Genomic DNA, 26,502 nt, shown 5'->3' on the forward strand with positions numbered 1-26,502 from the left:
AGGTGGATCGACAATGACGGAAACCGTGGTCGAGTGGGAACCCTCGGTGGATGTCAGGGCCCCGTTTTCGGGCCTGCGACCGGTGAGCGACTCCTCGCCAGAACCGGCGGACTTCCTGGCCAGAGTGCGGGCTGTCGGTGAGAAGTGGACCGGCGACCGCCACGGTGAGCTCGTGGACGTCCTGCTGCAGGCGGCCGGTGACAACCCCGAGCTCGCGAACCTCGTGCGCAGCAGCGGGTCGATCCTCGAGGAGTTCCTGGAGGGCTTCCGGCGCAACGCGGGCACCGGGCCGAGCACCAGCGCGCCGCGGGACCTCGCCGCCGACCTGATCGCCGGCCGCCCGGTGCCGCAGGCCGTGCTGGACAGCCTGGCCGCGCGCTACCTCGTCGTGGTCGCCCGCAGTGGCGCGAACGGGCGCGGCAAGGCCGTGACGGCCGAGGTCGCGGGTCCCGGTGTGCTCAGCACGCGCCACGACGGCGACCTCGTGCTGCTGATCCCGGACATCGACGCCGGCCGCACCACCCGCATCACCGGGCAGCTCACCCAGTGGCTGAACGGCAGCGGCTGGCTCGCGGTCGCGAAGCGGGGCCGGTCCCAGCTCGCGGACGGCTTCAGCGAGGCGAGCGACGTGCTGCGGCTCGTCGCGGCGGGCAGGCGTCCCAGCGGCATGTACAGCATCAACGACGTCCTCGTCGAGTACGCGGTGATCCGCCACGAGGAGGTCACCGAGAACCTGGTCGCGGTGATCAAGCCGCTGCGCGCCCACGCCGTGCTGTGGGAGACGCTCACGGCCCTGATCGACGCCGACTACAACCGCAACAAGGCGGCGAAGAACCTCTTCATCCACCGCAGCACGCTCGACTACCGGCTGCAGCGAATCGCCAGTGTGACCGGGTGCGACCCGACGAGCGGGCGCGGCGTGCAGCTGCTGACCGCCGCGTTGATCGCCGACTCGGTGCGCTGACCGGGCGTCCGGGAGGAGTGCCGGCACCTCCTCCCGGGCTGCTCTCACCGTTCGGGGCGGAAAAACATTTCGCCCGCGTGCGCGGTCGAACATCGACGGGTTTTTCGACGATGCTGTCGAAAACGATGGGTTCTCTTGACGCTCGCGTTGCGCGCGTGCCACATTCTTGAGCGTATTCGAAGCGCTTCGATTTTCTCGTTCGGCGACGTTGACGTGGTCATCGTCCTCGGGCGGGAGGTCAGTGCACTGGCGTCGAGTCGCACGGAAAGTTCGTCGAACAAGTCGTGCATTTGTGGTCGATGTGTTCGACGTCAGGCGTCAATTCCGTTCAACGGCGTGCGGAAGGGAAATTCGATGAACAAGATCATGCGTGCGTTGGTGGTCGCGCTGGCGGCCGTGCTGACCGTCTCCCTGGGGACGAGCACCGCGCTCGCCGCGGCCTGGCAGTCCTCCGACCGGTGGGGCACCTGGTCGAACGGCGGCTACACGGTGCGCAACAACGTCTGGGGCAGCGGCGCCGGGCCGCAGTCGATCTGGGCGAACTCGTACAGCAACTGGGGTGTCTGGGCGAACCACCCGAACACCGGCGGGGTGAAGGCCTACCCGCACTCCGAGAAGATGGTGAACCGCCGGCTCAGCTCGCTCGGCAGCCTGTCGAGTAACTTCAACGTCTCGTACCCCAATGCCGGTGCGTACACCACCGCCTATGACATCTGGGCCGACAACAACCGGTACGAGATCATGCTGTGGATGAACAAGGTCGGCGCGGTCGGCCCGATCGGCTCCTACCAGACGTCGGTGTCGGTGGGCGGCCACAGCTGGAACGTCTACCGGGGTTCCAACGGCAGCAACGAGGTGTTCTCGTTCGTCCGCACGTCCAACACGGGATCCGGCTCGGTCGACGTCAAGGGCGTCATGAACTGGATCCGCAACCGCGGCTGGTTCGGTGACGTGACCGTCGGCGCCGTGCAGTTCGGCTACGAGATCACCTCGTCGAGCGGTGGCCTCAACTTCACCACCAACAGCTACTCGGTCTCCTTCAGCTGATCCTGGGGGAAGGAGCAGGCGCCGTCCGCCGGATGTTCCGGTGGACGGCGCCCTTGTCTGCTCCGTGCCGGTTGCGGGAGGGGCTGAGCAGACGATTCAGAAGGCGTGCGTGAGACAGGCCAGCCGGTCGCCGGCCGTGCCCGCCTTGCCGTGCTCCGTGCTGGTGTGCGAGGCGTGCACGACGACGGAGTTGGCCTCGCCCTTGCGGAACTCCCAGCCCACCGTCGCCGAGGACGTCGCCCAGCCCTTGTCGTCGGTGGTGAAGTCGAGCCAGATCTCGTTGTCCGCGTTGGCGTAGTTCGGGTCGACGCTCGGGGTGACCGGGTCCTTCTTGTTCTGGTAGTGCGGGCCGGAGTCGGCCGGCTTGGCGCCGCACGGCTTGGTGTGCACGTGCGAGCCGTACTTGGTGTTCGGCAGCAGGCCCGTGACCGTCAGCGTCACGGTGGTCCGGCCGCCGTCGGTCTTCGCGTCCGTGGCGACCTGCGCGCCGGCCGGAACCCGCTTGGTGTCGTAGGTGATGCCCTTCGGCTGCTCGCCGGTGGCGGCGGGCTCGGCGAGAGCGACTCCCGTCACCGGGGCGGACCCGGTCGAGGCCGGGGCCGGGCTTGCGGCACCGCCGGAGGAACAGGCGGCGAGGCCCGCCGCCAGCAGGACGGTGCCCGCGAAAGTCGCAGTCGTGCGCATGGTTCTCCTTGGTCGTCCGTCTGAAGTGGACGATAGCGGTGTGTGTGGGATGCCTTGGCCGATCGGCCGGCAGAACTTGGCGGAAGTAGTTCCGAACAGTCCCAAGAGGACAGTTTTGAGACGGCGCTGTTCGGCGTTTCGCGGAAGAAGTTCCGAGACTCGCGGAACTGTCCGGCTGGGCGGTAACGCCGTGGAACCATCACGCGAATGGCGCATCCGCGAGTTGCCAGGAGGCCGTCGGCGACCGACCGGCTGGATCTCATCAGCCTCGCCGCCGCGGCCGCGGCCCTGCGGCTGGAGCCCGGCGCGGTGAGATCGGTCGGCGACACCGCGCGGAACCTCGGTGCCGTCCCGCGGCACGAGTGGCTCGTCCCGCGCTGGCTCGGTGCGCTGGCCCGGCACGGCGTCGTCGAGCTGGACGGTGACACCTACCGCGTGCGCGGCGAGGTGCCCGGCGTCGGCGCCGCGGACCTGGACGAGCTGCACGTTCAGGCACGGATTCCCGACGAGGTCGCACGACTGCACCGCCGGGCGCTGATCTACCTGCCCGAGCTGCTCAGGGACGACGTCACCGCGGCGGGACTGCTCGCGCCGGAGAGCACCGTGCGTGGCGCGCTGGCCGGTGAAGGACTGTCCGTGCTCACCCAGCAGCTCGACGAGAGCTGCGCCGACCTCGTGGCGCTGGCGGCCCGCACCCGGCGGCATCAGCTCCGGGTGGTGGAGCTGGGCTGCGGCACCGGGCGGATGACCGCGGCGGTGCTGCGGGAGTCACCCGGCCTGACCGAGCTCTACCGGTTCACCGACCTCGCCGGCCAGCCCCTCGGCGCGGAAGCCCTCGACGTCAACACCGACTTCGCCGCGCAGGGCTTCGCGGACGCCACCGCCGACGTCGTCGTCGCGGGGCACACGCTGCACCACGCGGCCAACATCGGCCGGGCGCTGGCGCGGATCCGGAACCTCCTGGTGCCCGGCGGTGAGCTGCTGTTCACGACGCTCGTCGAGGACGACCCGGTGGCGCTCACGTCGACCCACTTCCTGCACTCGTCCGAGCGGGGTGGCGCCGTGGCGCGCGGCGGAGTGATCTTCCCGGCGGTTCCCGCGTGGCGGAACGCCTTGCACGCCGCGGGTTTCGCACTGAAGGTGGAGCTGTCGGTGGGCGCACGTTCGTCGGCGCGCCACCACCTGTTCCACGCGGTCCGTGAGACTGTGTGAGCAGACGTGCTGCGGACGAAGGGTGAGAACGTGACGGTGCTGGACGGGATCCTGGCAGGTGTCCGCGAGGACCTGGCGGAACGGGAGAGCGCGGTCGGCCTGGCCGAGCTCAGGGCACGCGTGGCGGACGCACCGCCCGCCCTGGACCCGCTGCCGGGGTTCCGCTCGCCGGACGTGTCGATCATCGCCGAGGTGAAGCGCAGGAGCCCCAGCAAGGGTGACCTCGCCGCGATCGCGGACCCGGCCGCGCTGGCCGCGGACTACGCGGCGGGCGGCGCGGCGGCCATCAGCGTCCTGACCGAGCGGCGCCGGTTCGGTGGCTCGCTGGACGACCTGGCGGCGGTGCGCGCAGAGGTGGCCGTCCCGGTGCTGCGCAAGGACTTCATCGTCACGCCGTACCAGCTGTGGGAGGCCAGGGCGTGGGGTGCCGACCTGGCGCTGCTGATGGTCGTCTCGCTGCCGGGCGGTCAGCTGGAGGACCTGCACGGCCTGGCCCGCGAGCTCGGGCTCACCCCGCTGGTCGAGGTGCACACCGAGGAGGAGCTCGGCCGGGCCGCGGAGCTGGGTGCCGAGGTCATCGGCGTGAACGCCCGCGACCTGACCACGCTGGACGTCGACCGCGCGGTCTTCCAGAAGCTGTCCCCGCACATCCCGGAAGGTGCCGTGCGGGTCGCGGAGTCCGGGGTGACCGGTCCCGAGGACGTCGCCGAGTACCGCGGGTGGGGCGCGGACGTCGTGCTCGTCGGTGAGGCGCTGGTCCGCTCCGGTGATCCGCGCTCCTCGGTGCAGGAGTTCATCCGGCGCTCCCGCCCGTAGTTCCGCGCGCTCGCTGCCGCGCTCGTTGTCGATGAAGGGACCCTTCCTGAACCCGGGGTGGATGAAGGAGCCCTTCATCGAGCACGGCCGGGCGGGTCCGGGAGAGGGCGTCCTGGCCGGGTGGCGGGCGGGCCCGGACAGCCGGCGGGTGGGCACGGCGTCCGAAGATCGCGACGCTGGTGCCATGACGGTGGCGGAACGCAGTGAGCAGAAACAGAAACCGGGCGTGGCGCGGCTCGCCGGGATCGACCTGGCACGTGGCCTGGCGGTGTTCGGGATGTTCGCCGCGCACGTCGGCCCGGATCCTTCCGAGCCAGGGGTCGTCGGCGGGCTGATGGAACTGGCGTCCGGCCGGTCGTCCGCGTTGTTCGCGACGCTGGCCGGGCTGTCGCTGGCGATCATCTCCGGCCGTCAGGAGCCCGCGACCGGTCAGGCCGGCCGGCAGGCCGTGGCCAAGATCGTGATCCGCGCGGTGGTGTTGCTGCTGCTCGGCACGGCGATGACGATGACCGGCACCAGCGTCGTGGTCATCCTCGCCTACTACGGCCTGTTCTTCCTGCTGGCGCTGCCGTTCACCCGGATGCGGACGACCGGGCTGGCGATCGCGGCCGCGGTGTGGGCGGTGGCCGGGCCGCAGCTGTCGTTCGTGGTGCGGGCGGCGCTCGACCGCAGCGGGTGGACCGAGCTGATCGACGCGAGCGACCCGATCAGGGCTGTCGGCGGTGACGGCGTGCTGCAGCTGCTGTTCACCGGCAGCTACCCGGCCGCCACGTGGATGCCGTACGTCCTCGCCGGACTCGCGTTGGGACGACTGGACCTCACCGCCCTGGTGAACCGGACGCGGCTGATGATCATCGGGCCGGTGCTGGGCGTGCTCGGCTACGGCGGGTCGGCGCTGGCGTTGCTGGTCTTCGGCGGCCCCGACCTCACGTCCGGGCCGTGGGAGAAGGTGAGCGAGCTGACCGGCGGCACCGGCGGCGTGCAGACGGGGGCGGTCAGCACCGACTCCGCCGGGTGGCTGCTGGTGGCGTCACCGCACAGCGGCACGACGTTCGAGGTCGTCGGCAACATCGGGGTGGCGATCACGGTCGTGGTGGCGGCGCTCGCGGTGGCCGAGCGGTTCGGGCGGTGGTGCCGGCCGGTCACGGCGGTCGGGACGATGTCGCTGACCGTCTACACGTTGCACGTCGTGGCCATCGGCGTGCTGGGACTCAGCGCCGTGCCGGGAGAGCCGCTGCCGGTGCTGCTCGGCTTCATCGCCGGTGCCGTCGCGTTCGCGCTGGTGTGGTCGCGGTTCTTCCGGAAGGGGCCGCTGGAGTTCGTCCTCGCCAAGGCCACCGCGCCCGCCCGGCGGGTGAGCTGATCGGAGCCCGGTCACCGTGACAGGTGACCGGGCGCTTTCACGGCGTCAGACCGCGTCCCCGCAACCATTCCAGCTGCGCGACCGAGTTGGCGCCGTGCCCGCCTCCGTGGTCCGCGAACGGCCACACGGTCATGGTCCGGTCCTCGCCCGCGTAGTGGTTGAACGCGGCGTACACAGTGGACGGTGGGCAGATCGGGTCCATCAGGCCGACGCTGAACAACGCCGGCGCGGTCGCCCGCTGGGCGAAGTGGACGCCGTCGAAGTAGGACAGCGTGGTGAAGGCGGGCTCGACGCCGTGCCGGGTGTGCCAGCGCAGGTACTCCGCGATCTCCTGGTACGGGCCCTCGCCGCACATCTCCGCCGACCGCCGGAAGTGGCACAGGAACGGCACGTCCGGCATCGCCGCCGCGACGCGGGTCAGCCCCGCCACCGCGATCGTGAGGCCACCGCCCTGGCTGCCGCCCGCCACGACGACCCGTTCGGGGTCGAGGCCGGGCAGCTCGGCGACCGCGTCGACCGCGCGGACGCAGTCGGTCATGAGACGCCGGTAGTAGTAGCGGTCGGGGGAGTCGATGCCGCGGGTCATGAAGCCCTTGGCCCACTGGGTGCCGCCGCCGGGGTCCGGGTCCGGGGTGTCGTGGCCCTGACCGCGGCTGTCGACGACGAGCTGCGCGTACCCGGCGGCGGACCAGAAGAGGTGGTCGGTGGGCAGGCCGCGACCGCCGCTGTAGCCGATGAACGTGACGATGACGGGCAGGGGTTCGTCAGCGTCACGCGGTCGCAGCAGCCAGGCCGCCACCGGTTCGCCGTTCCAGCCGGGGAACCGCACGTCGTCCACCTCGACCGTGCGCAGCAGGTGGCGGTCGGTGACCCGGTCGGCCTTCACCGCGCCACCGGCCGCGCGTGCCTCGGCGAGGGTCCGCTCCCAGAAGGCGTCGAAGTCCGGTGGTGCCTGCAGATCGGGTCGATAGGTGACCAGCTCGTCGAGGCTGGCGTCCGTCAACGGCATCGAGACTCCTTCGGGAGGGGGTGGCGCGCTCCGGCCGGGTTGATGGGCGTCTGCGAGTACCGCCAACCGGCAGGCTGGTGGTACTCGCAGACGCCTTGAGGACGAGGTGGTGGCCCGTCACCCGCCACGGACGGGCCACCGGTCTCAGCCGGTCGCGGTGAAGCGGAACGCCGCGAGCCGGAACGTGCCGTGCAGGACCACCCGCAGGTCGTGGACCCCCGCCACCGGCGCGGTGAGCGCGGCCGAGGCGGTCGTCCACGCGTAGCGGTCGCCGGTGACCGGCACCGGCAGCTCCGCCAGCAGGCCCTCGTCCGTCCAGAACTCCAGGCGGGCGGACGGGTCGGCCTGCTCCAGGGCGACCTCGGCCTCGACGCGGACCGCGCCGGACACGTCGGCCGAGCGGAACCACAGCGTCGCCGGTTCGGCGCCGGTGGCGGTGATCGCGTCGCCGGTGGTGCGGGTGGCGTCCACGATGGTCGCGCCCTCGTAGTCGTCGAAGTCGACGGCGAGCACGCGGTGGTCGACGAGGGCACGCGGTGCCGGTGCCGGGCCGACCACCGTGAGCGGCGCGGTGAGCACGACGTTCTCGGCGGAACGGGCGACGAGCACCTCGTAGTCGCCGGGGTCGACGGTGAAGGCGCCGGTCGCGACGTCCCAGTGGTTCAGCTGGTCGGTGGACAGCCGGAAGGTCAGCACCTGGCTCTCGCCGGCGGCGAGCCGGACCTTGCGGAAGTCGGCCAGTCGCAGGCGGGGTGCCTCGTAGCGGGCGTTCAGCGCCCGGACGTAGAGCTGGACCACCTCGCTGCCCGTCCGAGAACCGGTGTTGGTCAGCGTCACCGAGACGTCCACCGAGCTGTTCGGCGTGACCGTGGCCGAGGACAGGATCAGGTCGCGGTGGGCGAAGCCGGTGTACGACAGGCCGTGACCGAACGGGTACAGCGCCGAGGCGCGGTGGTACTGGTAGGTCCACCCCGCCTTGATGACGTCGTAGTCGAGCGGGGGCGGCAGCTCGTCGTCGCCGCGGTACCAGGTCTGCGGCAGCCGCCCGGACGGCTCGGCCTCGCCGAACAGCACGGCGGCCACCGCGCGGCCGGTTTCCTGCCCGCCGTGGGACGTCCACACCACGGCGGGCAGGTGCTCGTTCGCCCAGTCCAGGGCGTAGGGGTAGCTGCTCATCACGACCAGCACCGTGTCGCCGCGCACCCCGGCGACCGCGCGCAGCAGGGCTTCCTGGGCGGCGGGCAGCGCGATGCCCTTGCGGTCCTCGGTCTCGCGGCCGTGGATGAGCGGGTGGTTGCCCAGGACGACCACCGCGACGTCCGCGGACTCGGCCGCGGCCAGCGCCTCCGCCGTGCCGTCGCGCAGCAGCTCGCAGCCCCAGCGCTCGGCGTCGTCCGGGCTCTCGGCCGTGACGCTCACCCGGCCGTCGACGGGATCGACGACGGCGTAGCGGCCGGTGAGGACGTTCTGGAACAGCACGGAGTCGTCCACCGGCACCAGGCGGAACGTCTCGGCGACGTCCCAGCTCTTGATCTGCACCTGGTCGGCCACGAGCGAGCCGTCATCGCGCTTGAGGCTCAGGTAGTGCCCGGTCTCGGCGGACCGGAAGGTCAGCACGCCCTCGCCCCGGTCGACGACGTCGAACGGGGTCTTGCCGAGCAGCTCACCCGTGGTGCGCGAGCGCAACGCCACGCGGTCGGCGCCGTCCGCGACGACCACCTCGCCGCTGCGTTCACCGAGCACCGCCTGCAGCCCGGCGGCGACCGTGACCTGGTACGGCAGCGTGCCGCTGTACCAGTCCTCGCACAACGTGTCGGCGAGCGGGCCGATGACCGCGATCTTCGCCGTGCGGGTCGCGTCGAGCGGCAGCAGACCGGTGTTGCGCAGCAGCACCACCGACTCGGTCGCGGCCTCCAGTGCGAGGGCGCGGTGGTCGGGGCAGTCGATGACCTCGGGGCCGATGCCGGCGTACGGGTCGAGGTCGGGGTCGAACTCGCCGAGCCGGAACCGGATCGCGAGCTGCCTGCGCACCGCGCGGTCCACATCGGACTCGTCGATGAGCCCGCGGTCGAGCGCCTCGCGGAACCTCGCGAACGGGGTGGCGCTGTCCTCGCCGTGGTCGGTGTAGCTGTCGATGCCGGCCTTGAGCGCGGCGGCGTGGGACTCGGCGTGGTCGTCGAAGTAGTGCTCCGGATCGACCAGGTTGGACGGTGCCTCGGCGTCGCTCACCACGAACAGCTCGTGCCCCGTCGGCTCGGCCCAGCGGCGCAGCTCCGTCTCGATGAGCGGCGTGACGTGGCACGGACGGCCGTTGACCAGGTTGTACGCGGCCATGGCGCCGGTCGCGGCACCGGAGGCGACCACCGGGCGGAACGCCGCGAGGTCGTACTCCTGCAGCACGCGCGGGCGCAGCGCCGAGGAGGTGACGCAGCGGTCGTCCTCGTTGTTGTAGGCCAGGAAGTGCTTGAGCACCGGGGCCGTGCGCAGGAACTGGTGGTGGTCGCCGGTCAGGCCGCGGCAGAACGCCACGCCGAGCCGCGCGGTGTGCAGCGGGTCCTCGGAGTAGCCCTCCTCGTTGCGGCCCCAGCGCGGGTCGCGCAGCAGGTTCAGCACCGGCGCCCACGCCTGCAGGCTGTTGGGGCCCCGGCCCGTGCCGATGACGGTCGGGCGGTGGTAGTGGAACGCCCGCAGCTCCACCGAGGTGGCCTCGGCGACCCGGCGCACGAGCTCCTCGTCCCAGGTCGCGCCCAGCCCCACGGCCTGGGGGAAGACCGTGGCGAGGCCCAGCCAGGCCACGCCGTGCAGTGCCTCGCTGCCCGTGCGGAACGCGCTGATGCCGAGCCGGGGCACCGCCGGGGAGTACTGGTGCAGCATCGCGATCCGCTCGTCGAGCGTGAGGCGCCCGAGCAGGTCGTCGATGCGCTTGCGCGTCGACAGCGCGGAGTCGCGGAAAGGCAGCCTCCCGGCTGCGGACACGGACTCGGTAACCACGTGGAAACCCCTCGGATCGGAGCTATCAGCGAAACGTTTCGACCGTGACACGCCTGGGTTTCTGCTGTCAACGGCCTTGTCTGATGCGACCTGCGTCACTACTCTGCCGGGCAACTGTTTAAGCGCTTCGACACTTCGACGATGAAGGATCGGTTCCGCCATGGCTCACGAGTTGAACCGCAGAAGCTTCCTGAACGCCGCCGTCTCGGCCGCAGGGCTCGTCGCGATGGGACCGCTGCTGTCCGCCTGCGGCGGGAGCGGCGCACAGCGGGCGGGCGTCAACTCCGACGCCGGGCTCAAGGCCGTGCTGCCGGCCTACGTGCCGAACACGGCGATCAAGCCGGACATCCCGTCCGTGGCGGGCGGACCCGACGTGCTGACAGATCCCGGCTTCCTCGGCTACCCGTCCACCAAGATCGCCACCGTGTCCGGGGTGCCCGGCAGGGGCGGCAAGTACACGGCGGTCACGCCGCTGTGGGGCACCATCCCGCCCGCGGACAACTCGTTCTACCAGGCCATGAACAAGGCGCTGGGCGTCCAGCTGGAGATGAAGCCCGCGGACGGCAACAACTACAACACGATCATCCCGACGATGACCGCCGCGAAGAAGCTGCCGGACTGGATCCAGCTGCCGGGCTGGTGGAACTCCAACTTCAACACCGGTGGCCTGGTCGGCAGCCAGCTCGCCGACCTCACGCCCTACCTGTCCGGGGACAACATCAAGAAGTACCCCAACCTCGCGGCCATCCCCACCGCCGCGTGGCGGGCCGGTGCCTGGGGCGACAAGCTGTACGGGATCCCGTCGTTCTCGACCGGCTTCAAGGTCGCCGGCGTCGTCTTCTACCGGCGCGACGTCCTGGAGGCCAAGGGCATCACCGCCGACCAGGTGAAGTCCGCCGACGACCTGATGAAACTCGGCAAGGAGCTGACCGACGCCAAGAGCGGCGTCTGGGCGTTCGACGACGTCTACCGCTACATCTACACCGCCTTCGGCGCGCCGCTGAAGTGGAAGGTGGACAACGGAAAGCTCGTCCACCTGTACGAGACGCAGGAGTTCCTCGACGCGGCGGACTGGCACCGCAAGCTCGCGGTCGCGGGGTACGTGCACCCCGACGCGCTGGCGGGGGACAACGCCGGCGGCAACACCCGGTTCTACGGCGGCAAGACGCTGATCGGCGGCGGCGGCCAGGGTGCGTGGAACCTCGCCGACCTCCAGTCGGGTCAGGCCGCGAACCCGAACTACCGGCGCGGTGCGTTCAACTTCTTCTCCGCCGACGGCAAGAGCGCGCCCCGGGTCGACATGGGTCAGTCCACCGACATCATCAGCTACCTCAACGTCAACCTGAAGCCGGAGCAGATCGAGGAGTGCCTCGCGGTCGCGAACTACCTCGCCGCGCCCTTCGGCTCGGCCGAGTACACGATGGTCAACTTCGGCGTGGAGGGCCTGCACTACACCATGGACGGCGGTGCGCCGAAGCCGACCGAGGCGGGCCAGAAGGAGGTCCAGGCCAAGACCTACCCGTTCCTGGCCGCGGCCCCCTCCGCCGTCAACAACCCCACCGGTGACATCGTCACCAAGGACCTCACCGCGTGGCAGGCCGCCAACGTGAAGGCCCTCGCCAAACCGGTCTTCTGGGGCATGAACATCAGCATGCCGCAGGCGCAGGCCACGGCGGACGCCGGACAGGGCGTGGAGGACACCCTCAAGGACGTCATCCACGGCAAGAAGTCGGTGCAGGAGTTGAAGGACGCGGTCGCGAACTGGAAGTCCAGCGGCGGTGGTGACCGGCTGATCCAGTGGACGAACGACAACGTCCTGCAGAAGTACGGCACGGGCCAGTGACCACCCTCCGAGCGGATCGCCCGGCGCGACCGGCGAGGCTGAGCTGGCGGACCAGGCTGCGGCGCGACCGGTCGCTGATCCTGATGACGCTGCCCGCCGTCCTCCTCCTGGTGGTCTTCAACTACGTGCCGTTGTTCGGGCTCGCCACCGCGTTCCAGGAGTACGACCCGCTGGCAGGGGTCTGGCAGAGCCCCTGGGCCGGCCTCTACCAGTTCGAGCGGCTGCTGAACGACTCGTTGTTCTGGGGAGCGCTGAAGAACACGCTCTACCTGAGCTTCGTCCAGCTGATCCTGTTCTTCCCGGTCCCGATCGCGCTGGCGCTGCTGCTCAACTCGGTGCTGTCCGAGCGGATCCGCAACTTCATCCAGTCGGTCGTGTACCTGCCGCACTTCTTCTCGTGGGTGCTGGCGATCACGATCTTCCAGCAGATGCTCGGCGGCGCGGGTGCCCTGAACCAGTTCCTGCGCAGCAACGACATCGGCACCTGGGACGTCATGACCAACCCGGACACCTTCGCGCTGCTGGTCACCTCCCAGGTGATCTGGAAGGAAGCCGGTTGGGGGATCATCGTGTTCCTGGCCGCGCTCGCCGCCATCAACACCGACCTCTACGAGGCGGCCGCGGCGGACGGAGCCGGCCGGTGGCGGCGGCTGTGGCACATCACGCTGCCCGGCCTGCGGTCCGTCATCGTGCTGATGCTGGTGCTGCGCCTGGGCAACGCCCTGTCCGTCGGTTTCGAGCAGTTCCTCATCCAGCGCAACGCCGTCGGTCACGACACGGCGGAAGTGCTGGACACCTTCTCGTTCTACTACGGCATCGCCACCGGCGACTACAGCTACGGCGCGGCGGCCGGTCTGTTCAAGAGCGTCATCTCGTTGTTGCTCATCTGGGGTGCGAACAAGCTGGCGCACGCCTTCGGCGAAGACGGGTTGTACCGGAAATGACACTCGCAATCGAACGCGCCAGTGGTGACGCGGCCGCGAAACCTCTTGCGGCGCAAGCGGTTCGCCAGAAGAAGAACGAGCGGCCGTCCTGGGAGGAACCGCCCACGGTCGTCGGCGAGGCCGCGAAGGGCATCACCCTGGGCGGGGTGGTGCTGGTCATGCTGGTGCCGTTGTGGATCATCGTGGTGACCAGCCTGTCCACCCAGGCCGCGGTCAACCGCGCGGGCGGCCTGGTCGTCTGGCCGGACGAGATCACGTTCGAGGCCTACCGGGTGATGCTCGCGGACTCGACGGTGCGCAGCGCGCTGATCGTGAGTTTGGGCATCACCGCGGTCGGCACGCTGGTGTCGATGGCGGTCTCGGTGATGTGCGCCTACGGGCTGTCCCGGGCGCGGTCGCTCGGGCACCGCTTCCTCCTGATGCTGCTGATCGTCACGATGTTCGTCAATGGCGGCGTGATCCCGACGTTCCTCGTCGTGACCGGGCTCGGTGGCTACGGGCAGTGGTGGGCGCTGATCCTGCCGAGCGCGGTGTCGGTGTTCAACATCCTGATCCTGCGGTCGTTCTACTCGAGCACGTCGGTGGACCTGATCGAGGCGGCACGGATCGACGGCGCGGGCGACTGGCGGATCCTGTGGTCCATCGTCCTGCCGACGTCCCGTGCGGTGACCGCGGTGATGGCGTTGTTCTACGGCGTCGGCTACTGGAACTCGTTCTTCAACGTCATGTTGTACATGCCGACGGACAGCGAGAAGTGGCCGTTGCAGTACGTGCTGCTGACGTACGTCAACCGGGGCAACGGCATGCCCGGCTCGGTCAACTCCGGGTTCGGCGACCAGTTCTCCCAGACGGCACCGCTGGCGCTGCAGATGGCGGTGGTCGTGCTGACGCTCGTGCCGTTGCTCATCGTTTATCCGTTCGTGCAGAAGCACTTCCGCACGGGCGTCCTGACCGGCGCGATCAAGGGTTGATCTCATGGTGACGATTGCCGATGTGGCCAGGCATGCGGGCGTGTCGTCCAGCACGGTGAGCTACGTGCTGAGCGGCAAGCGCGCGATCTCCGAGGAGACCCGGAACCGGGTGCGGAACTCCGTGCTGGAGCTCGGCTACCACCCCAACGCGGGCGCACGGGCCCTGGCCGCTCGGCGGTCGCACATCGTCGCGCTGATGGTGCCGTTGCGCACGGACGTCTACGTCCCGGTCATGATGGAGATCGCGATCTCGGTGACCATGGCGGCTCGAGCGCACGGCTACGACGTGCTGCTGATCACCAACGACGAGGGGCCGGACGGCGTGAAGCGGATCGCCGCCAGCGGCCTGGCCGACGGCGTGATCCTCATGGACGTCGAACTGGACGACGAGCGCATCCCGGTCTTGCAGGCCCAACGGACCGAGGCCGCGCTCATCGGCCTGCCGCAGGACACGACGGGTCTGTCCTGTGTGGACCACGACTTCGCCGCCGCCGGCGCGTTGTGCGCGGACCACCTGGCCGATCTCGGGCACCGCGAGATCGCTTTCATCGGTTACGGTTCCGGGGTCTACACCCGGCACGCCGGCTACGCCGAGCGCACGCTGTCCGGTTTCCGCGACCGGGCGGAGGAGCGCGGTCTGCGGTTCCTGCACCGGTCCTGCGAGGGCACCTACGAGAGCACCGCGGGCACGCTCGCCCGGATCCTCGCGGACCGGCCGGACACCACCGGTTTCGTGGTGCAGAACGAGGGCGCGATCGGCCCGCTGCTCACGTTGCTGCGCACCAGCGGCCGGACCGTGCCCGAGGACGCCTCGGTGATCGCGCTGTGCCAGGACCAGCTGGCCGAGCAGTTCGCGCCCAGGCTCACCGCGGTGACCGGGTCGGCGCAGGAGCTCGGCCGGGTCGCCGTCGAGCAGATCATGCGCAGGCTCGGCACGGCCGCGGGTGACCAGCCCGTCGACGAACAGGTTCTGCTCACGCCCGTGCTGACCATCCGGGACAGCACGGGTCCCGCGCCGCGCCGGCAGTCCTGACCTTCTCCGCACTCCCCAGGAACACGAGGAGTTCCCGCATGCCCACACACTTCCGAGACCTCGGCACCGCACTCGAATGGCGTGCCAAGGGCGAGACACTTCGCGTCGAGGCCTGGGGACCGGACGCCGTCCGGGTCAGGGCCACGCCGGGCGGGCCGTTGCTCGACGACCTGCCGGGAGCGCTGCTCGACCAGCCGCCCGGCGGTGCCGAGGTGGAGATCAAGATCTGCGAGCACGACGCGACTCTGGTGAACGGCCGGCTCACCGTCCGGCTCGACGCCGGTACCGAAGGCAAGCTCACGCCGGAGCTCGGCGCGTCCGCGGGCAGGCTGACGTTCCTGCGCACCGAGGACGGCACCGAGCTGCTCGCCGAGCAGTCCGCGCACTTCTGGTGGCCCGGTCCGCGGCTGGCCACCGCGACGGGCAACGGCTACCACCGGCTGGAGCAGCGTTTCCAGTCCTACCAGGGGGAACGGTTCTACGGCCTGGGCCAGCACACCCACGGCATGCTGAACCAGAAGGGCGCGGTCATCGACCTCGTCCAGCGCAACGCCGAGGTCACCATCCCGCTGCTGATCTCCGACCGCGGCTACGGCCTGCTGTGGAACTCGCCCGCCGTCGGCCGGGTCGAGCTGGCCGAGACCGGCACCCGCTGGGTGTCCGACAGCGCCCGCCAGATCGACTACTGGATCACCGCGGGGCGGCCGGCGGAGGTGCTGAGCCGGTACGCGGACGCGACCGGGCACGCGCCGGAACTGCCCGAGTGGGCCTCGGGTTTCTGGCAGTGCAAGCTGCGCTACCGCACCCAGGACGAGCTGATGGAGGTCGCCCGCGAGTACAAGCGGCGCGGGCTGCCGTTGTCCGTGATCGTGTGCGACTTCTTCCACTGGACGCACCTCGGCGAGTGGAAGTTCGATCCCGCCGAGTGGCCCGACCCCGCGGGCATGGTGCGCGAGCTGGACGAGATGGGCGTCAAGCTGATGGTGTCGGTCTGGCCGTCGGTCAGTCCGGCCAGCGAGAACTACCACGCGATGCTGGACCGGGGGCTGTTCATCGGGACCGAGTTCGGGCCGATGGCGCACGCGGACTGGCCGGACAAGGGGCTCGGCGCGTACTCCGCGCAGGTCGCCTTCTACGACGCCACCAACCCGGAGGCGCGCGAGTTCGTGTGGGAACGCCTCCGCCGCGGGTACCACGAGCTCGGCATCAAGGTCTTCTGGCTGGACGCCGGTGAGCCCGAGCTCAAGCCCGGCCACCAGTACAACCTGCGCTACCACGCCGGTCCCGGCCTGGAGGTCGGCAACCTGTACCCGCGCGAGAACGCCCGCACCGTCCACGACGGACTCAAGGCGGCCGGGGACGACGAGATCATCTCGCTCAACCGCTCGTCGTGGGCGGGCGCGCAGCGGTACGGCGCCGCGTTGTGGTCCGGGGACATCGCCACGGACTTCGCCTCGCTGCGCACCCAGATCAAGGCCGGGCTGAACGTCATGCTGTCCGGAATCCCCTGGTGGACCACGGACATCGGCGGTTTCCACGGCGGCGACCCGGACGATCCCGCCTACCGCGAGGTCCTCGTGCGGTGGTTCCAGTACGGCACCTTCTGCCCGCTGTTCCGCCTGCACGGTTTCCGCGGCGACGAGCAGGTGCTGGAGCCCGCCATGACCGGGCTGCCCAACGAGGTCTGGTCCTACGGCGAGGAGGCCTACGAGATCCTCGCCGGCCACATCCGGTTGCGGGAACGCCTGCGCCCGTACGTGATGGAGCAGATGCGCACGGCGTCCGAGACCGGTGTGCCGCCGATGCGCCCGGTGTTCCTGGAGTTCCCCGGCGACCCGGCGGCGTGGCAGGTGGAGGACGCGTTCCTGCTCGGCCCCGACCTGCTGGTGGCGCCGATCACCGAGGCCGGCGTGCGGGAACGCGACGTGCACCTGCCCGCCGGTGCCCGCTGGACCGACGCGTGGACCGGAGAGGAGCACGAAGGCGGCCAGACGGTGACCGTCGCGGCCCCGATCGAGCGCATCCCGTTGTTCCTGCGTGACGGCGCCCAGCTGCCCGTGCGGGAGGAAGCGTGACGCTGACCGATCGGCTCGGCGGTCTCGCGTTCGGCGGTGACTACAACCCCGAGCAGTGGGACGAGCAGACGTGGAAAGAGGACGACGAGCTGATGCGCCGGGCCGGGGTCAACCTGGCCACCGTCGGCGTGTTCTCCTGGGCGCTGCTCGAGCCCGAGGAGGGCCGCTACGACTTCGCGTGGCTCGACGCGCACCTGGATCGCCTGCACGCCAACGGTGTCCACGTCGACCTGGCCACGCCGACCGCGTCGCCGCCGCCGTGGTTCACGCTGGCCCACCCGGACGCCCTGCCGGTCACCCCGGACGGCACCAGGCTGGTGCACGGCAGCCGCGACACCTACTGCATCAGCGCTCCCGCCTACCGCGCTGCCGCCCGCCGCATCGCTTCCGCGCTCGCGGAACGCTACGGCGACCATCCGGCGCTGGCGTTGTGGCACGTGCACAACGAGTACGTGACGTTGTGCTGGTGTGATCACACCGCCGCCGCGTTCCGGGTGTGGCTGCGGGCGCGGTACGGCTCGCTGGACGTGCTCAACGAGGCGTGGGGGACGGCGTTCTGGAGCCAGCGGTACGGCAGCTGGGAACAGATCCTGCCGCCGCGCGCGACCCAGTGGCACCGCAACCCCGGCCACACGACGGACTTCAGCCGGTTCTGCTCGGACGAGGTGGTCGCCGCCTTCTCCGAACAGCGGGACGCGATCCGGGAACACAGCGACCGGCCGGTGACGACCAACATGATGCTGCCCGGCTACCAGAACATCGACCTGTGGGCGCTGGGCCGCGAGGTCGACCTGGTCGCCATCGACTTCTACCCGACCGCACCGGGTCTGGACGCGGCCGCGGAGGCCGCGTTCACCGCCGACCGCGCCCGCTCGTTCGCGGGCGGGGCGCCGTGGCTGCTGATGGAGCAGGGCACCAGCACCGTCTACGACCGGGGCAGGACGCTCGCCAAGGAACCGGGCGAGATCCTGCGTCACTCGCTGGCCCACATCGCGCGCGGTTCCGAGGGGGCGTTGTTCTTCCAGTGGCGGCAGTCGAAGGCGGGTGCCGAGCAGTGGCACTCGGCGATGGTCCCGCACGCCGGGCCGGACAGCCGCGTCTTCGCCGAGGTGACGGCGACGGGTGAGGCCGTGGCACGCCTCGCCGAGCTCGCCGGATCGACCGTCACGGCCCAGGTGGCCGTGCTGCACGACTCCGACGCGTGGTGGGCGCTGAACTCGGACGGCCTGCCCTCGTCCGAGCTCGACTACCACTCCGCCCTGCGGGACGCCCACCGCGCGTTGTGGGACGCCGGGGCCGTCACCGACTTCGCGCATCCGGAGGTGGATCTGGGTCGCTACCGGTTCGTGGTGGCCCCGGCGCTGTACCTGCTGTCCGACGCGGGCGCGGAGAACCTGCGCCGCTACGTCGCCGACGGTGGCACGTTGCTCGTCCAGCACTTCAGCGGGGTCGTCGACGAACGGCTCCATGCGCGGCTCGGCGGCTATCCGGCCGCGCCGCTGCGTCAGGCGCTCGGCATCCGGGTCGAGGAGTACCGGCCGCTGCGGCACGACGAGCGGATCACCCTCTCGGACGGTTCGCACGGCACGGTGTGGAGCGAATCCGTGCGGCTGCAAGGTGCCGAGGCGGTTGCCGCGTACACGCACGGCGCGCTCGACGGTTCGCCGGCGCTCACCCGGCACGGCTACGGCGAGGGCCACGGCTGGTACCTGTCCACGCGGCTCGACGAGGCCGGCTACGCCGCACTGGTCGCGCGGCTGCTCGACTCGGCCGGGGTCGGTCCGGTGCTGCCGGGTCTGCCGCCGGGCGTCGAAGCCGTCACGCGCGGGAGCTCGGACGGCCGGCGCTGGCACGTCGTGCTCAACCACGGTCCGGAAACCGTTGCCCTGCCGACGGCCGCGCACGACCTGATCACGGACGGAACGGTGGCGGAAGTGCCGCCTGGGGGATGCGTCGTGTTGCGAGAGGGACAACGGCTGTGACGATGATTTCGTGGGGTCACGAGACCCTGCTGTGCGAGCTCGACGTCGCCGACGACGGCAGGGTGCGGCTGGCCCGGCTCGGCGCACCGAGCGAGGTCCATCTCGTCGAACCGCGACCGCCCGTCGAGGTGACCGTGTCCGGTCACGGCCGGCACTGGTCGGGCAACCGCCTGGTCGACACGTCGATCGGTGAACGGCTGCGGTACCGAACGCACCGCGCGGTGCGGGAGAAGGACTGGCACGAGCTCGTCGTCGAGCTGCACGACGAGGAGACCGGCCTGACCGCCGAGCTGACCTACCGCTCGCCCGACGGCGTGCCCGTGCTGCGCGGTGAGGTCCTGCTGCGCAACGAGGGGAGCGCCGCGCTGCACCTGGAGTCGGTCTCGTCGCTGGTGGCGGACCGCCTCACGCCCGGACCGCCGGACACCGCCGACGTGCTGTGGGCGGAGAACGACTGGCTCGCGGAGTGCCGCTGGCGGCGCGAGCCGTTGCGGCTGACCTCGCCCGACCTGAGCGGACGCGACAACGTCGAGCACGACCGCAGCAAGGGCGGGTTCGTCCTCGCCGGGCAGGGTGTCTGGTCCAGTTGCGGGCATCTGCCGATGGGCGGGCTGACCGACCGCGCGTCGGGCCGCTCGTGGGTCTGGCAGATCGAGCACAACGGCGGCGGCTGGCGCTGGGAGTGCGGCGACAACCGGGGTGCCGCCTACGTGGCGCTGTTCGGGCCCAACGAGCGCGCGCACGGCTGGCGCCGTCGTCTCGAACCCGGCGCCGAGTTCCGCACGGTGCCCGCCGCACTGGCGTTCAGCGCCGACGGGGGACCGGACGGCGCCTTCGCCGCACTGACCCGTTACCGCCGGATCGCCCGCCGGCCGCATCCCGACCACGAGCAGCTGCCGGTCATCTTCAACGACTACATGAACTGCCTGATGGGCGATCCCACCACGGCCAAGCTGCTGCCGTTGGCCGACGCCGCGGCGCAGGCGGGCGCGGAGTACTTCGTCATCGACGCGGGCTGGTACGCGGAGGTGGACGAGAGCTGGTGGCCCAGCGTGGGCGAGTGGCTGCCGTCCCGCTCCCGCTTCCCCGGTCCGGAGGGCATCCACGAGGTGCTGGCGCACATCCGGGAACGCGGCATGGTGCCCGGCCTGTGGCTCGAACCCGAGGTGATCGGGGTGCGGAGCCCGCTCGCGGAGTCCCTGCCGGACGAGGCGTTCTTCCGCCGGGACGGCGTGCGCGTCGTCGAAAGCGACCGGCACCACCTCGACCTGCGCCATCCCGCCGCCCGCGCGCATCTCGACGAGGTGGTCGACCGCGTGGTCGGCGAGTGGGGCGTGGGTTACCTCAAGCTCGACTACAACATCGACGCGGGTTCGGGCACCAGCGCCACGCCCGGCGAGACCCCGGCCGACGGCCTGCTCGGCCACAACCGCGCTCTGCTGGACTGGCTCGACGACGTCCTGGACCGCTACCCGCACCTGGTCGTCGAGAACTGCTCCTCCGGCGGCATGCGGATGGACCACGCGATGCTGTCCCGGACGCAGCTCCAGTCCACCAGCGACCAGCAGGACTCGGTGCGCTACGCGGTCATCGCGGCCTCGGCACCCACCGCGGTCAACCCGGAGCAGGGCGCGGTCTGGTCGTACCCGCTACCGCAGGACTCGCTCGACGAGGTCGCCGTCACCATGGCGAACGCGCTGCTCGGCCGGATCCACCTGTCCGGGCGGATCCTGGAGCTCCAGCCGGAGGCGCGGGCGCTCGTCGACGAGGCGACGGCCGTGTACAAGACCATCCGCTCCGACCTGTCCAGGGCGGTTCCGGCCTGGCCGCTCGGCTTGCCCGGCTGGGACGACCCGTGGGTCGCCCTGGCCATGTCCACGCCGTCCACCACCTACGTCACCGTCTGGCGGCGGCGCGGTGACGAGGACACCGTGACGCTGCCATTGCCGGGTCTGTCCGATGTGGACGTCGAGGTGCTCTATCCGAGCGGCAGCGCGGCGTCGGCGCAGTGGCGGGCCGGCGAGCTCGTCGTGACGCTGCCCACCGCACCTTCCGCCGTGCTGTACCGGCTCACGACCGAGGGAGCTGACGCGTGACGACCCCCGTGATCCCCGGAATGCACCCCGACCCGAGCGTGTGCCGGGTGGGGGAGGACTACTACCTGGTGTGCTCCAGTTTCGAGTACTTCCCCGGCATTCCGGTCTTCCACAGCCGGGACCTGGTGAGCTGGATGCAGATCGGCAACGCGCTGGAACGGCCGAGCCAGCTGTTGCTCACCGCGGAGACGCCGTCGTCGGCGGGGATCTACGCGCCGACGCTGCGCCACCACGACGGCCGGTTCTGGCTGATCGTCACGAGCGTGAGCCACGGCGGCGGCAACATGGTGTTCACCGCCGACGACCCGGCCGGGCCGTGGTCCGACCCGATCCTGTTGCCGGATGTCGGCGGCATCGACCCGGACCTCGCCTGGGATGACGACGGCACCTGCTGGTGCACCGTCGCCGGGGTGTTGCAGTACCGGATCGACCTCGCCACCGGAAAGACGCTCGGCGAGCCGAAACGGCTCTGGTCCGGCACACCCGGCGCCAAGGCCCCGGAAGCGCCGCACCTGTACCGGATCGGCGAGCACTGGTACCTGATGATCGCCGAGGGCGGCACGGAACGCGGGCACGGCGTCTCCATCGCCCGCGGCCCGGCACCGGACGGCCCGTTCGAGCCGTGCCCGGCGAACCCGATCCTGTCCCACCGCAGCACCGACGACCCCGTCCAGAACACCGGTCACGCGGATCTGGTGCAGGCACCGGACGGGTCGTGGTGGATGGTGCTGCTCGGCGTGCGGCCGGGCGGCGGCACTCCCGGCTGGCACGTGCTCGGCCGTGAGACGTTCCTGGCGCCGGTGACCTGGGCCGACGGCTGGCCCGTCGTCGGGGAGCTGTCGTCCGGGCCGCCCGCCACCGCGGTGGTCGAGCGGGACACCTTCGACGACGGCGAGCTGCGGCCGTGCTGGGTGTCGGTGCGCGACCGCTCGGAGCAGCACTGCACCACGGGGGAACGTCCCGGGTGGCTGACCCTGCACGCGCGCGGGTCCGGTGTGGACGATCCCGCCGTGGTGTTCGTGGGACGCCGTCAGCAGCACCTGTCGTGCCGCGCCCGCACGCTGGTCGATCCGGCCGGGGGCACCGGCGGGCTGGCGGTCCGGTTCGACGAGGAACACCACTACGAGATCGAGGTGGCCTCCGGCGAGGCGAAGGTGCTCGCCCGCATCGGTCCACTGCGGACGGTCGTGGCCTCCCGGCCGGTGCCGTCCGGGCCGCTGGTGCTCGGTGTCCAGGTGGACGAGGCGCGCGAGTTCCGCGACCCGCGCAACGGCCCGGACACGATCTCCTTCGGGGTCGAGGAACCCGACGGCACGTTCACCGTGCTCGCGACCCTCGACGGCCGGTACCTCTCGACCGAGGTGGCCGGCGGCTTCACCGGACGGGTCATCGGCGTGTACGCCGCGACCGGCACCGTCCACTTCGACTGGTTCGAGTACGTCGCCTGAGATCGGGAGCGCTCGATGTTGACTTCAACCGGTAAGACACGCACAACTCGACGGCGGCTCGGTGCCGTCCTGGCCTCCGTCGCGGCCCTGGCCGCAGGCATCGTGGTCACGCCGGCGGGCGCTGCGGAGGCCGGCTGCACGGTCACGTACACGGTGACCGGTCAGTGGGAGGGCGGCTTCCAGGCCGACGTCGCCGTGACCAACACCGGCGCCGCCGTGGACGGGTGGAAGCTGACCTGGGAGTGGCCGTCCGGCCAGCAGGCGGGCAGGGCCTGGCACGCGCAGCTCACCGAGTCCGACGGCCAGGTGACCGCCACCGACGCCGGTTACAACGCCAAGATCGCGTCGCAGGCGACGGTGAAGTTCGGCTTCACGGGCACCAAGGGCGCCGCCAACACGGCGCCGCTGTCGTTCTCGCTCAACGGTGTCACGTGCGTGCACGGCGGGAAGCAGCTCACCGCGATGGAGCACACCGCGGCGATGCAGCCGGGCTGGAACCTCGGCAACACGCTCGACGCGACCGGCCCGGACGAGACGTCGTGGGGCAACCCGCGCGTCACGGAAGCGTTGCTGGACAACGTGAAGGCGCAGGGCTTCAAGAGCATCCGCATTCCCGTGACGTGGAGCGCGCACCTCGGCCAGGCGCCCGACTACACCATCGCGGCGGACTACCTCGCCCGCGTCAAGGAAGTCGTCCGCTGGGCGTTGGCGCGCGACTTCTACGTGATGATCAACATTCATCACGACTCGTGGCAGTGGATCTCGCAGATGCCGGCCCGGCACGACCAGGTGCTCGGCCAGTTCGACAAGATGTGGGCGCAGCTGGCGGGTGCCTTCACCGAGTTCGGGCCCAAGCTCGTGTTCGAGAGCTGGAACGAGCCGCAGTTCGCCGGGAGCACCGGCAAGGCCCAGGAGATCGCGCTCAACGCCGAGCTGAACGCCTCGTTCCACGACGTCGTGCGCCGGTCGGGCGGCAACAACGCCACCCGGCTGCTGGTCCTGCCGACCCTGCACACCTCGTCCGAGCAGGAGTACGTCGACCCGCTGGTGACGCAGATCCAAGGGTTGAAGGATCCGAACCTGGTCGCGACCGTGCACTCCTACGGCTACTGGCCGTTCAGCGCGAACGTCGCCGGTGGCATCCGCTACGACGCCACCGCCCAGAAGTACGACACCGACTCGTTCGACCGCGTCTACAACAGCTTCATCGCACGCGGCATCCCGGTGATCCTCGGTGAGTACGGGCTGCTCGGGTTCGACCGCCACACCGGCACCATCGAGCAGGGCGAGAAGCTGAAGTTCTTCGAGTACATCGGCTACTACGCCCGTACGAAGAAAATCACCACCATGCTGTGGGACAACGGCCAGCACTTCGACCGCACCGCGTTCCAGTGGAAGGACCCGGAGCTCTACGCGCAGCTGAAGTCGAGCTGGACGACCCGGTCCGGCACCGCCTACACCGACCAGGTGTTCCTCGCGAAGCCCAGTCCCGTCACCGCGAAGACGATCAAGCTGAACCTCAACGGCACGTCGTTCACCGGCCTGTACAACGGCAGCATCGCGCTGGCCCGCGGCCGTGACTACACGCTCGACGGCGACCAGCTCACGTTGACCGCCTCGGCGCTGACGAGGCTGAGCGGCTCGCGGACCTACGGGGTCAACGCGGTGCTGACGGCCCGCTTCTCGCAGGGTGTGCCGTGGCGGTTCTACGTCATCACCTACGACCCGCCGGTGCTGTCCAACGCCACCGGCATGACCGACAAGTTCGAGATCCCGACCGATTACCGCGGCGACCAACTGGCCACGATGGAGGCGAAGTACGACGACGGCACCTCCGCCGGCCCGAACGACTGGACGTCCTTCAAGGAGTTCGACAAGACGTTCGCGCCGAACTACACCGATCGCCTGACCGTCCTGAAGCCGGACTTCTTCGCCGCGGTCAAGGACAACCAGCGGGTGACGCTCACGTTCCACTACTGGAGTGGCACCAAGGTCACCTACCACGTGACGAAGTCGGGCAGCGCGGTCACCGGGACGACCGCCTGACCATCCACTGAGGACGAAAAACCGCCGGGGCCTCCGATGGTCCCGGCGGTGTGGTGGTCACGCCTCTCAGCCGGCCAGGCCGACGTGGCCCCAGTACGGGTGGTAGTTCCGCCAGGAGACCCAGACCTTGGCCAGGTTGTCCTGGTGCACGTCGATGAACCCGCTGCTCTGCGCGCCGCGCGAGCAGTCGGAGGAAGAGTAGAACGTGAGCTCGGGCGTCGAGTCGTTGTCGACGTGCACGCTGGAGCTGTAGGTCTGGCCGGACGGCAGGTTCCGCAGGCAGACGGGCGAGCTGGGGGCGCTCGTGTTGTTCGAGCGGTCGATGAACACGCTCTTGGTCTCCGACGGCACCTTCGAGAAGGCGACGATGTGCTGGCCGGCAGGGGAGTCGGCGTGGGCGGCGGGAGCCCCGAGGAGCGCAGCCGCGGCGGCGACCACCGCGACGGCGAGGGCCGAGCGCTGCGCGACGAACTTCGGCATTGTTGGTCCTTTCGGAGTAAGGTGGCACCGACAGAGTGACACGTTGAAATCCGAAACTCACCGGTGTGAAACCGCCCCACGCTCAGACTTCAGCGGTCTTCGGAACGACTTCCGCAGAACTCCGTGCGCTGGTCGGCTCGTTCTGCCGGTGCGGGTGACCTGTGCCACTCTGCCCAGGTGACAGCGACGGAACGGGGCAGGGCGGTGAGTCCGGAGTGGACGCGGAGACCGGCGAACCTCGCCGCGGCGGTCACCGCGGAACTGGCGCAGCGGATCGTGCGGCGCAGTTATCCCGCCGGGGCCGTGTTGCCGCCCGAGCCGGTGCTTTGCGAGACGTTCGCGGTGAGCAGGTCGGTGATCCGCGAGGCGGTGAAGGTCCTGCAGGAGAAGGGCCTGGTCCAGGTGCGCCAGGGCTCCGGCACGAGGGTGAACCCGTCGTCGCAGTGGAAGGTGCTCGACGAGCTGGTGCTCAGTGCCGCGATCGCCGGGGACGAGAGCCTCGCGATCCTCGACGACCTCGTCGTGACGCGGCGGTTGCTGGAGTCGGACATGGCGCAGGTCGCCGCGCGCACCGCCGGGCCCGACACGGTCGAGCAGTTGCGGACGCTGGTGGACCGGATGGACGAGCTGGTCGGCGACACGCCGTCGTACGAGGAGCACGACCGGCTGTTCCACGACGCGATCATGCGGGCGTCGGGCAACCAGATCGCCCGTGGTGTCGTGCGGTCGTTGCAGGCCCAGGCCATCACCACGCCCAGCTATCTGGGCAGGAGCGATCGCGAGCTCTGCCAGGCGTCCAACCAGGGCCACCGGCGCGTCTACGAGTGCATCGCCGCGCGTGACGCGGAAGGCGCGAGGGACGCCATGTTCGCCCACATCACCGAGGCGTGGCTCGTTCGCCGCGGGAACGCCGGCGATCCCGGCCGGTTGATGCGGTGAGAGCGCTGCCGATGATGCCGGACGTCTCCCCGAACAACGCGGAACTCGGCCGGGACGCCTTGAGCGGCGACGTCGCCGGTCCGAAGACTGTGGATCACAGACGTGTTCCGCAGGAGGTTCCATGCGTGTCAAGGCAAGCAGGGCGGCGGTCGCCGTCCTCGCGGTGAGCGCGGCGATGGCTCTCGGGGTCGCGCCCGCGAGTGCCGCGTCCATCACCTACGACCTGTCCACCGGTCATTACGGCCCGGCTCGGCCCAGGTACGACGAGGCGGTGGCGCGGACGCGGCCCGAGGCCGACCGCAGGTGCGTGGAGAAGTACGGTTTCCGGGCTCGCGAGACCAAGCCGCAGGACCTCTTCGCCAAGTACTCGGACGAACCCGAGTTCACCGAGTGGTTCGTGACATGGCGCTGCACCAGCAACTGACCCCTGGCGCTCGATGAACGGCTCATTTGTCCACCTCAGCTGGACAAATGAGCCGTTCGTCGTTGTCAGCCAAGCGCCTTGCCGGAGGTTTCGTCCGTAGCCCGCCTGCTGGGCAGTTACGTGGATGAAGGCGCC

Annotated in this window: 20 protein-coding genes; 16 read left to right on the forward strand and 4 right to left on the reverse strand. The window is 70.4% G+C overall.

Annotation, left to right across the window (positions count from 1 at the left end; genetic code table 11):
- Nucleotides 1-13 precede the first annotated feature (13 nt).
- Together ABZV40_RS19285 and ABZV40_RS19290 are read left to right on the forward strand one after the other, a co-directional pair.
- Complete coding sequence (locus ABZV40_RS19285; protein WP_355442853.1) at nt 14-964, forward strand: helix-turn-helix domain-containing protein; 951 nt, start codon at nt 14-16, stop codon at nt 962-964.
- A 354-nt stretch (nt 965-1,318) separates the two neighbouring features.
- Nucleotides 1,319-2,011, forward strand: a complete 693-nt coding sequence (locus ABZV40_RS19290; RefSeq protein ID WP_355442856.1) for a hypothetical protein — start codon at nt 1,319-1,321, stop codon at nt 2,009-2,011.
- 96 nt (nt 2,012-2,107) lie between these two features.
- On the opposite strand, the gene ABZV40_RS19295 is transcribed toward ABZV40_RS19290, so the two are convergent.
- Entirely contained in the window at nt 2,108-2,695 is a 588-nt protein-coding gene (locus ABZV40_RS19295; RefSeq protein ID WP_355442859.1) for a superoxide dismutase family protein, read from the reverse strand.
- Between the two features lie 207 nt (nt 2,696-2,902).
- Between ABZV40_RS19295 and ABZV40_RS19300 the strand changes: the two genes are divergently transcribed.
- The 3 genes from ABZV40_RS19300 (at nt 2,903) to ABZV40_RS19310 (ending at nt 6,086) form a co-directional block, all read left to right on the forward strand.
- A complete protein-coding gene (locus ABZV40_RS19300) occupies nt 2,903-3,907 on the forward strand; it encodes a methyltransferase domain-containing protein (RefSeq protein WP_355442862.1) in 1,005 nt (334 codons plus the stop codon).
- Nucleotides 3,908-3,937: 30 nt separating this feature from the next.
- Nucleotides 3,938-4,723 carry an indole-3-glycerol phosphate synthase TrpC gene (gene trpC, locus ABZV40_RS19305; RefSeq protein WP_355442942.1) on the forward strand — a complete coding sequence of 262 codons (786 nt, stop codon included), beginning with the start codon at nt 3,938-3,940 and terminating at the stop codon, nt 4,721-4,723.
- A 61-nt stretch (nt 4,724-4,784) separates the two neighbouring features.
- The gene (locus tag ABZV40_RS19310) at nt 4,785-6,086 is read left to right on the forward strand and encodes a heparan-alpha-glucosaminide N-acetyltransferase domain-containing protein (protein ID WP_355442865.1); all 1,302 of its coding nucleotides are present in this window, start codon (nt 4,785-4,787) and stop codon (nt 6,084-6,086) included.
- Nucleotides 6,087-6,123: 37 nt separating this feature from the next.
- On the opposite strand, the gene ABZV40_RS19315 is transcribed toward ABZV40_RS19310, so the two are convergent.
- On the reverse strand, nt 6,124-7,095 hold the full coding sequence (locus ABZV40_RS19315) for an acetylxylan esterase (protein ID WP_355442868.1): 972 nt from the start codon (nt 7,093-7,095) through the stop codon (nt 6,124-6,126).
- 144 nt (nt 7,096-7,239) lie between these two features.
- The gene (locus ABZV40_RS19320) at nt 7,240-10,086 is read right to left on the reverse strand and encodes a glycoside hydrolase family 3 C-terminal domain-containing protein (protein WP_355442871.1); all 2,847 of its coding nucleotides are present in this window, start codon (nt 10,084-10,086) and stop codon (nt 7,240-7,242) included.
- Nucleotides 10,087-10,246: 160 nt separating this feature from the next.
- Between ABZV40_RS19320 and ABZV40_RS19325 the strand changes: the two genes are divergently transcribed.
- From ABZV40_RS19325 to ABZV40_RS19365, 9 genes are read left to right on the forward strand one after another with little or no spacing between them, the layout of a single operon-like run.
- On the forward strand, nt 10,247-11,929 hold the full coding sequence (locus ABZV40_RS19325; RefSeq protein ID WP_355442873.1) for a hypothetical protein: 1,683 nt from the start codon (nt 10,247-10,249) through the stop codon (nt 11,927-11,929).
- On the forward strand, nt 11,926-12,873 hold the full coding sequence (locus ABZV40_RS19330; RefSeq protein WP_355442876.1) for an ABC transporter permease subunit: 948 nt from the start codon (nt 11,926-11,928) through the stop codon (nt 12,871-12,873). Before ABZV40_RS19325 ends, ABZV40_RS19330 begins: the two co-directional genes overlap by 4 nt.
- The gene (locus ABZV40_RS19335; RefSeq protein WP_355442879.1) at nt 12,870-13,844 is read left to right on the forward strand and encodes a carbohydrate ABC transporter permease; all 975 of its coding nucleotides are present in this window, start codon (nt 12,870-12,872) and stop codon (nt 13,842-13,844) included. The genes ABZV40_RS19330 and ABZV40_RS19335 overlap by 4 nt, the downstream gene beginning before the upstream one ends.
- A gap of 4 nt (nt 13,845-13,848) precedes the next feature.
- Nucleotides 13,849-14,877 carry a LacI family DNA-binding transcriptional regulator gene (locus tag ABZV40_RS19340; protein ID WP_355442882.1) on the forward strand — a complete coding sequence of 343 codons (1,029 nt, stop codon included), beginning with the start codon at nt 13,849-13,851 and terminating at the stop codon, nt 14,875-14,877.
- 38 nt (nt 14,878-14,915) lie between these two features.
- Nucleotides 14,916-16,952 (forward strand): glycoside hydrolase family 31 protein, encoded by a 2,037-nt coding sequence (locus tag ABZV40_RS19345; protein WP_355442886.1) that lies wholly within the window; start codon nt 14,916-14,918, stop codon nt 16,950-16,952.
- A complete protein-coding gene (locus tag ABZV40_RS19350) occupies nt 16,949-18,934 on the forward strand; it encodes a beta-galactosidase (RefSeq protein WP_355442889.1) in 1,986 nt (661 codons plus the stop codon). Before ABZV40_RS19345 ends, ABZV40_RS19350 begins: the two co-directional genes overlap by 4 nt.
- A gap of 2 nt (nt 18,935-18,936) precedes the next feature.
- On the forward strand, nt 18,937-21,030 hold the full coding sequence (locus ABZV40_RS19355) for an alpha-galactosidase (protein WP_355442945.1): 2,094 nt from the start codon (nt 18,937-18,939) through the stop codon (nt 21,028-21,030).
- On the forward strand, nt 21,027-22,478 hold the full coding sequence (locus ABZV40_RS19360) for a glycoside hydrolase family 43 protein (protein ID WP_355442892.1): 1,452 nt from the start codon (nt 21,027-21,029) through the stop codon (nt 22,476-22,478). Before ABZV40_RS19355 ends, ABZV40_RS19360 begins: the two co-directional genes overlap by 4 nt.
- Nucleotides 22,479-22,493: 15 nt before the next feature.
- A complete protein-coding gene (locus ABZV40_RS19365; protein WP_355442895.1) occupies nt 22,494-24,524 on the forward strand; it encodes a cellulase family glycosylhydrolase in 2,031 nt (676 codons plus the stop codon).
- 66 nt (nt 24,525-24,590) lie between these two features.
- On the opposite strand, the gene ABZV40_RS19370 is transcribed toward ABZV40_RS19365, so the two are convergent.
- Nucleotides 24,591-25,004, reverse strand: a complete 414-nt coding sequence (locus ABZV40_RS19370) for a hypothetical protein (RefSeq protein ID WP_355442898.1) — start codon at nt 25,002-25,004, stop codon at nt 24,591-24,593.
- A gap of 177 nt (nt 25,005-25,181) precedes the next feature.
- Here ABZV40_RS19370 and ABZV40_RS19375 point away from each other — a divergent pair, with 177 nt between their 5' ends.
- Both ABZV40_RS19375 and ABZV40_RS19380 read left to right on the forward strand, forming a co-directional pair.
- Nucleotides 25,182-25,943: a FadR/GntR family transcriptional regulator gene (locus ABZV40_RS19375; RefSeq protein ID WP_355442901.1), complete on the forward strand. Its 762-nt coding sequence runs from the start codon at nt 25,182-25,184 to the stop codon at nt 25,941-25,943.
- Between the two features lie 121 nt (nt 25,944-26,064).
- Entirely contained in the window at nt 26,065-26,367 is a 303-nt protein-coding gene (locus ABZV40_RS19380) for a hypothetical protein (protein WP_355442904.1), read from the forward strand.
- The last annotated feature ends 135 nt before the right edge of the window (nt 26,368-26,502 follow it).

Source organism: Lentzea sp. NPDC004782 (assembly GCF_040609115.1).
Classification (GTDB): Bacteria; Actinomycetota; Actinomycetes; order Mycobacteriales; family Pseudonocardiaceae; genus Lentzea.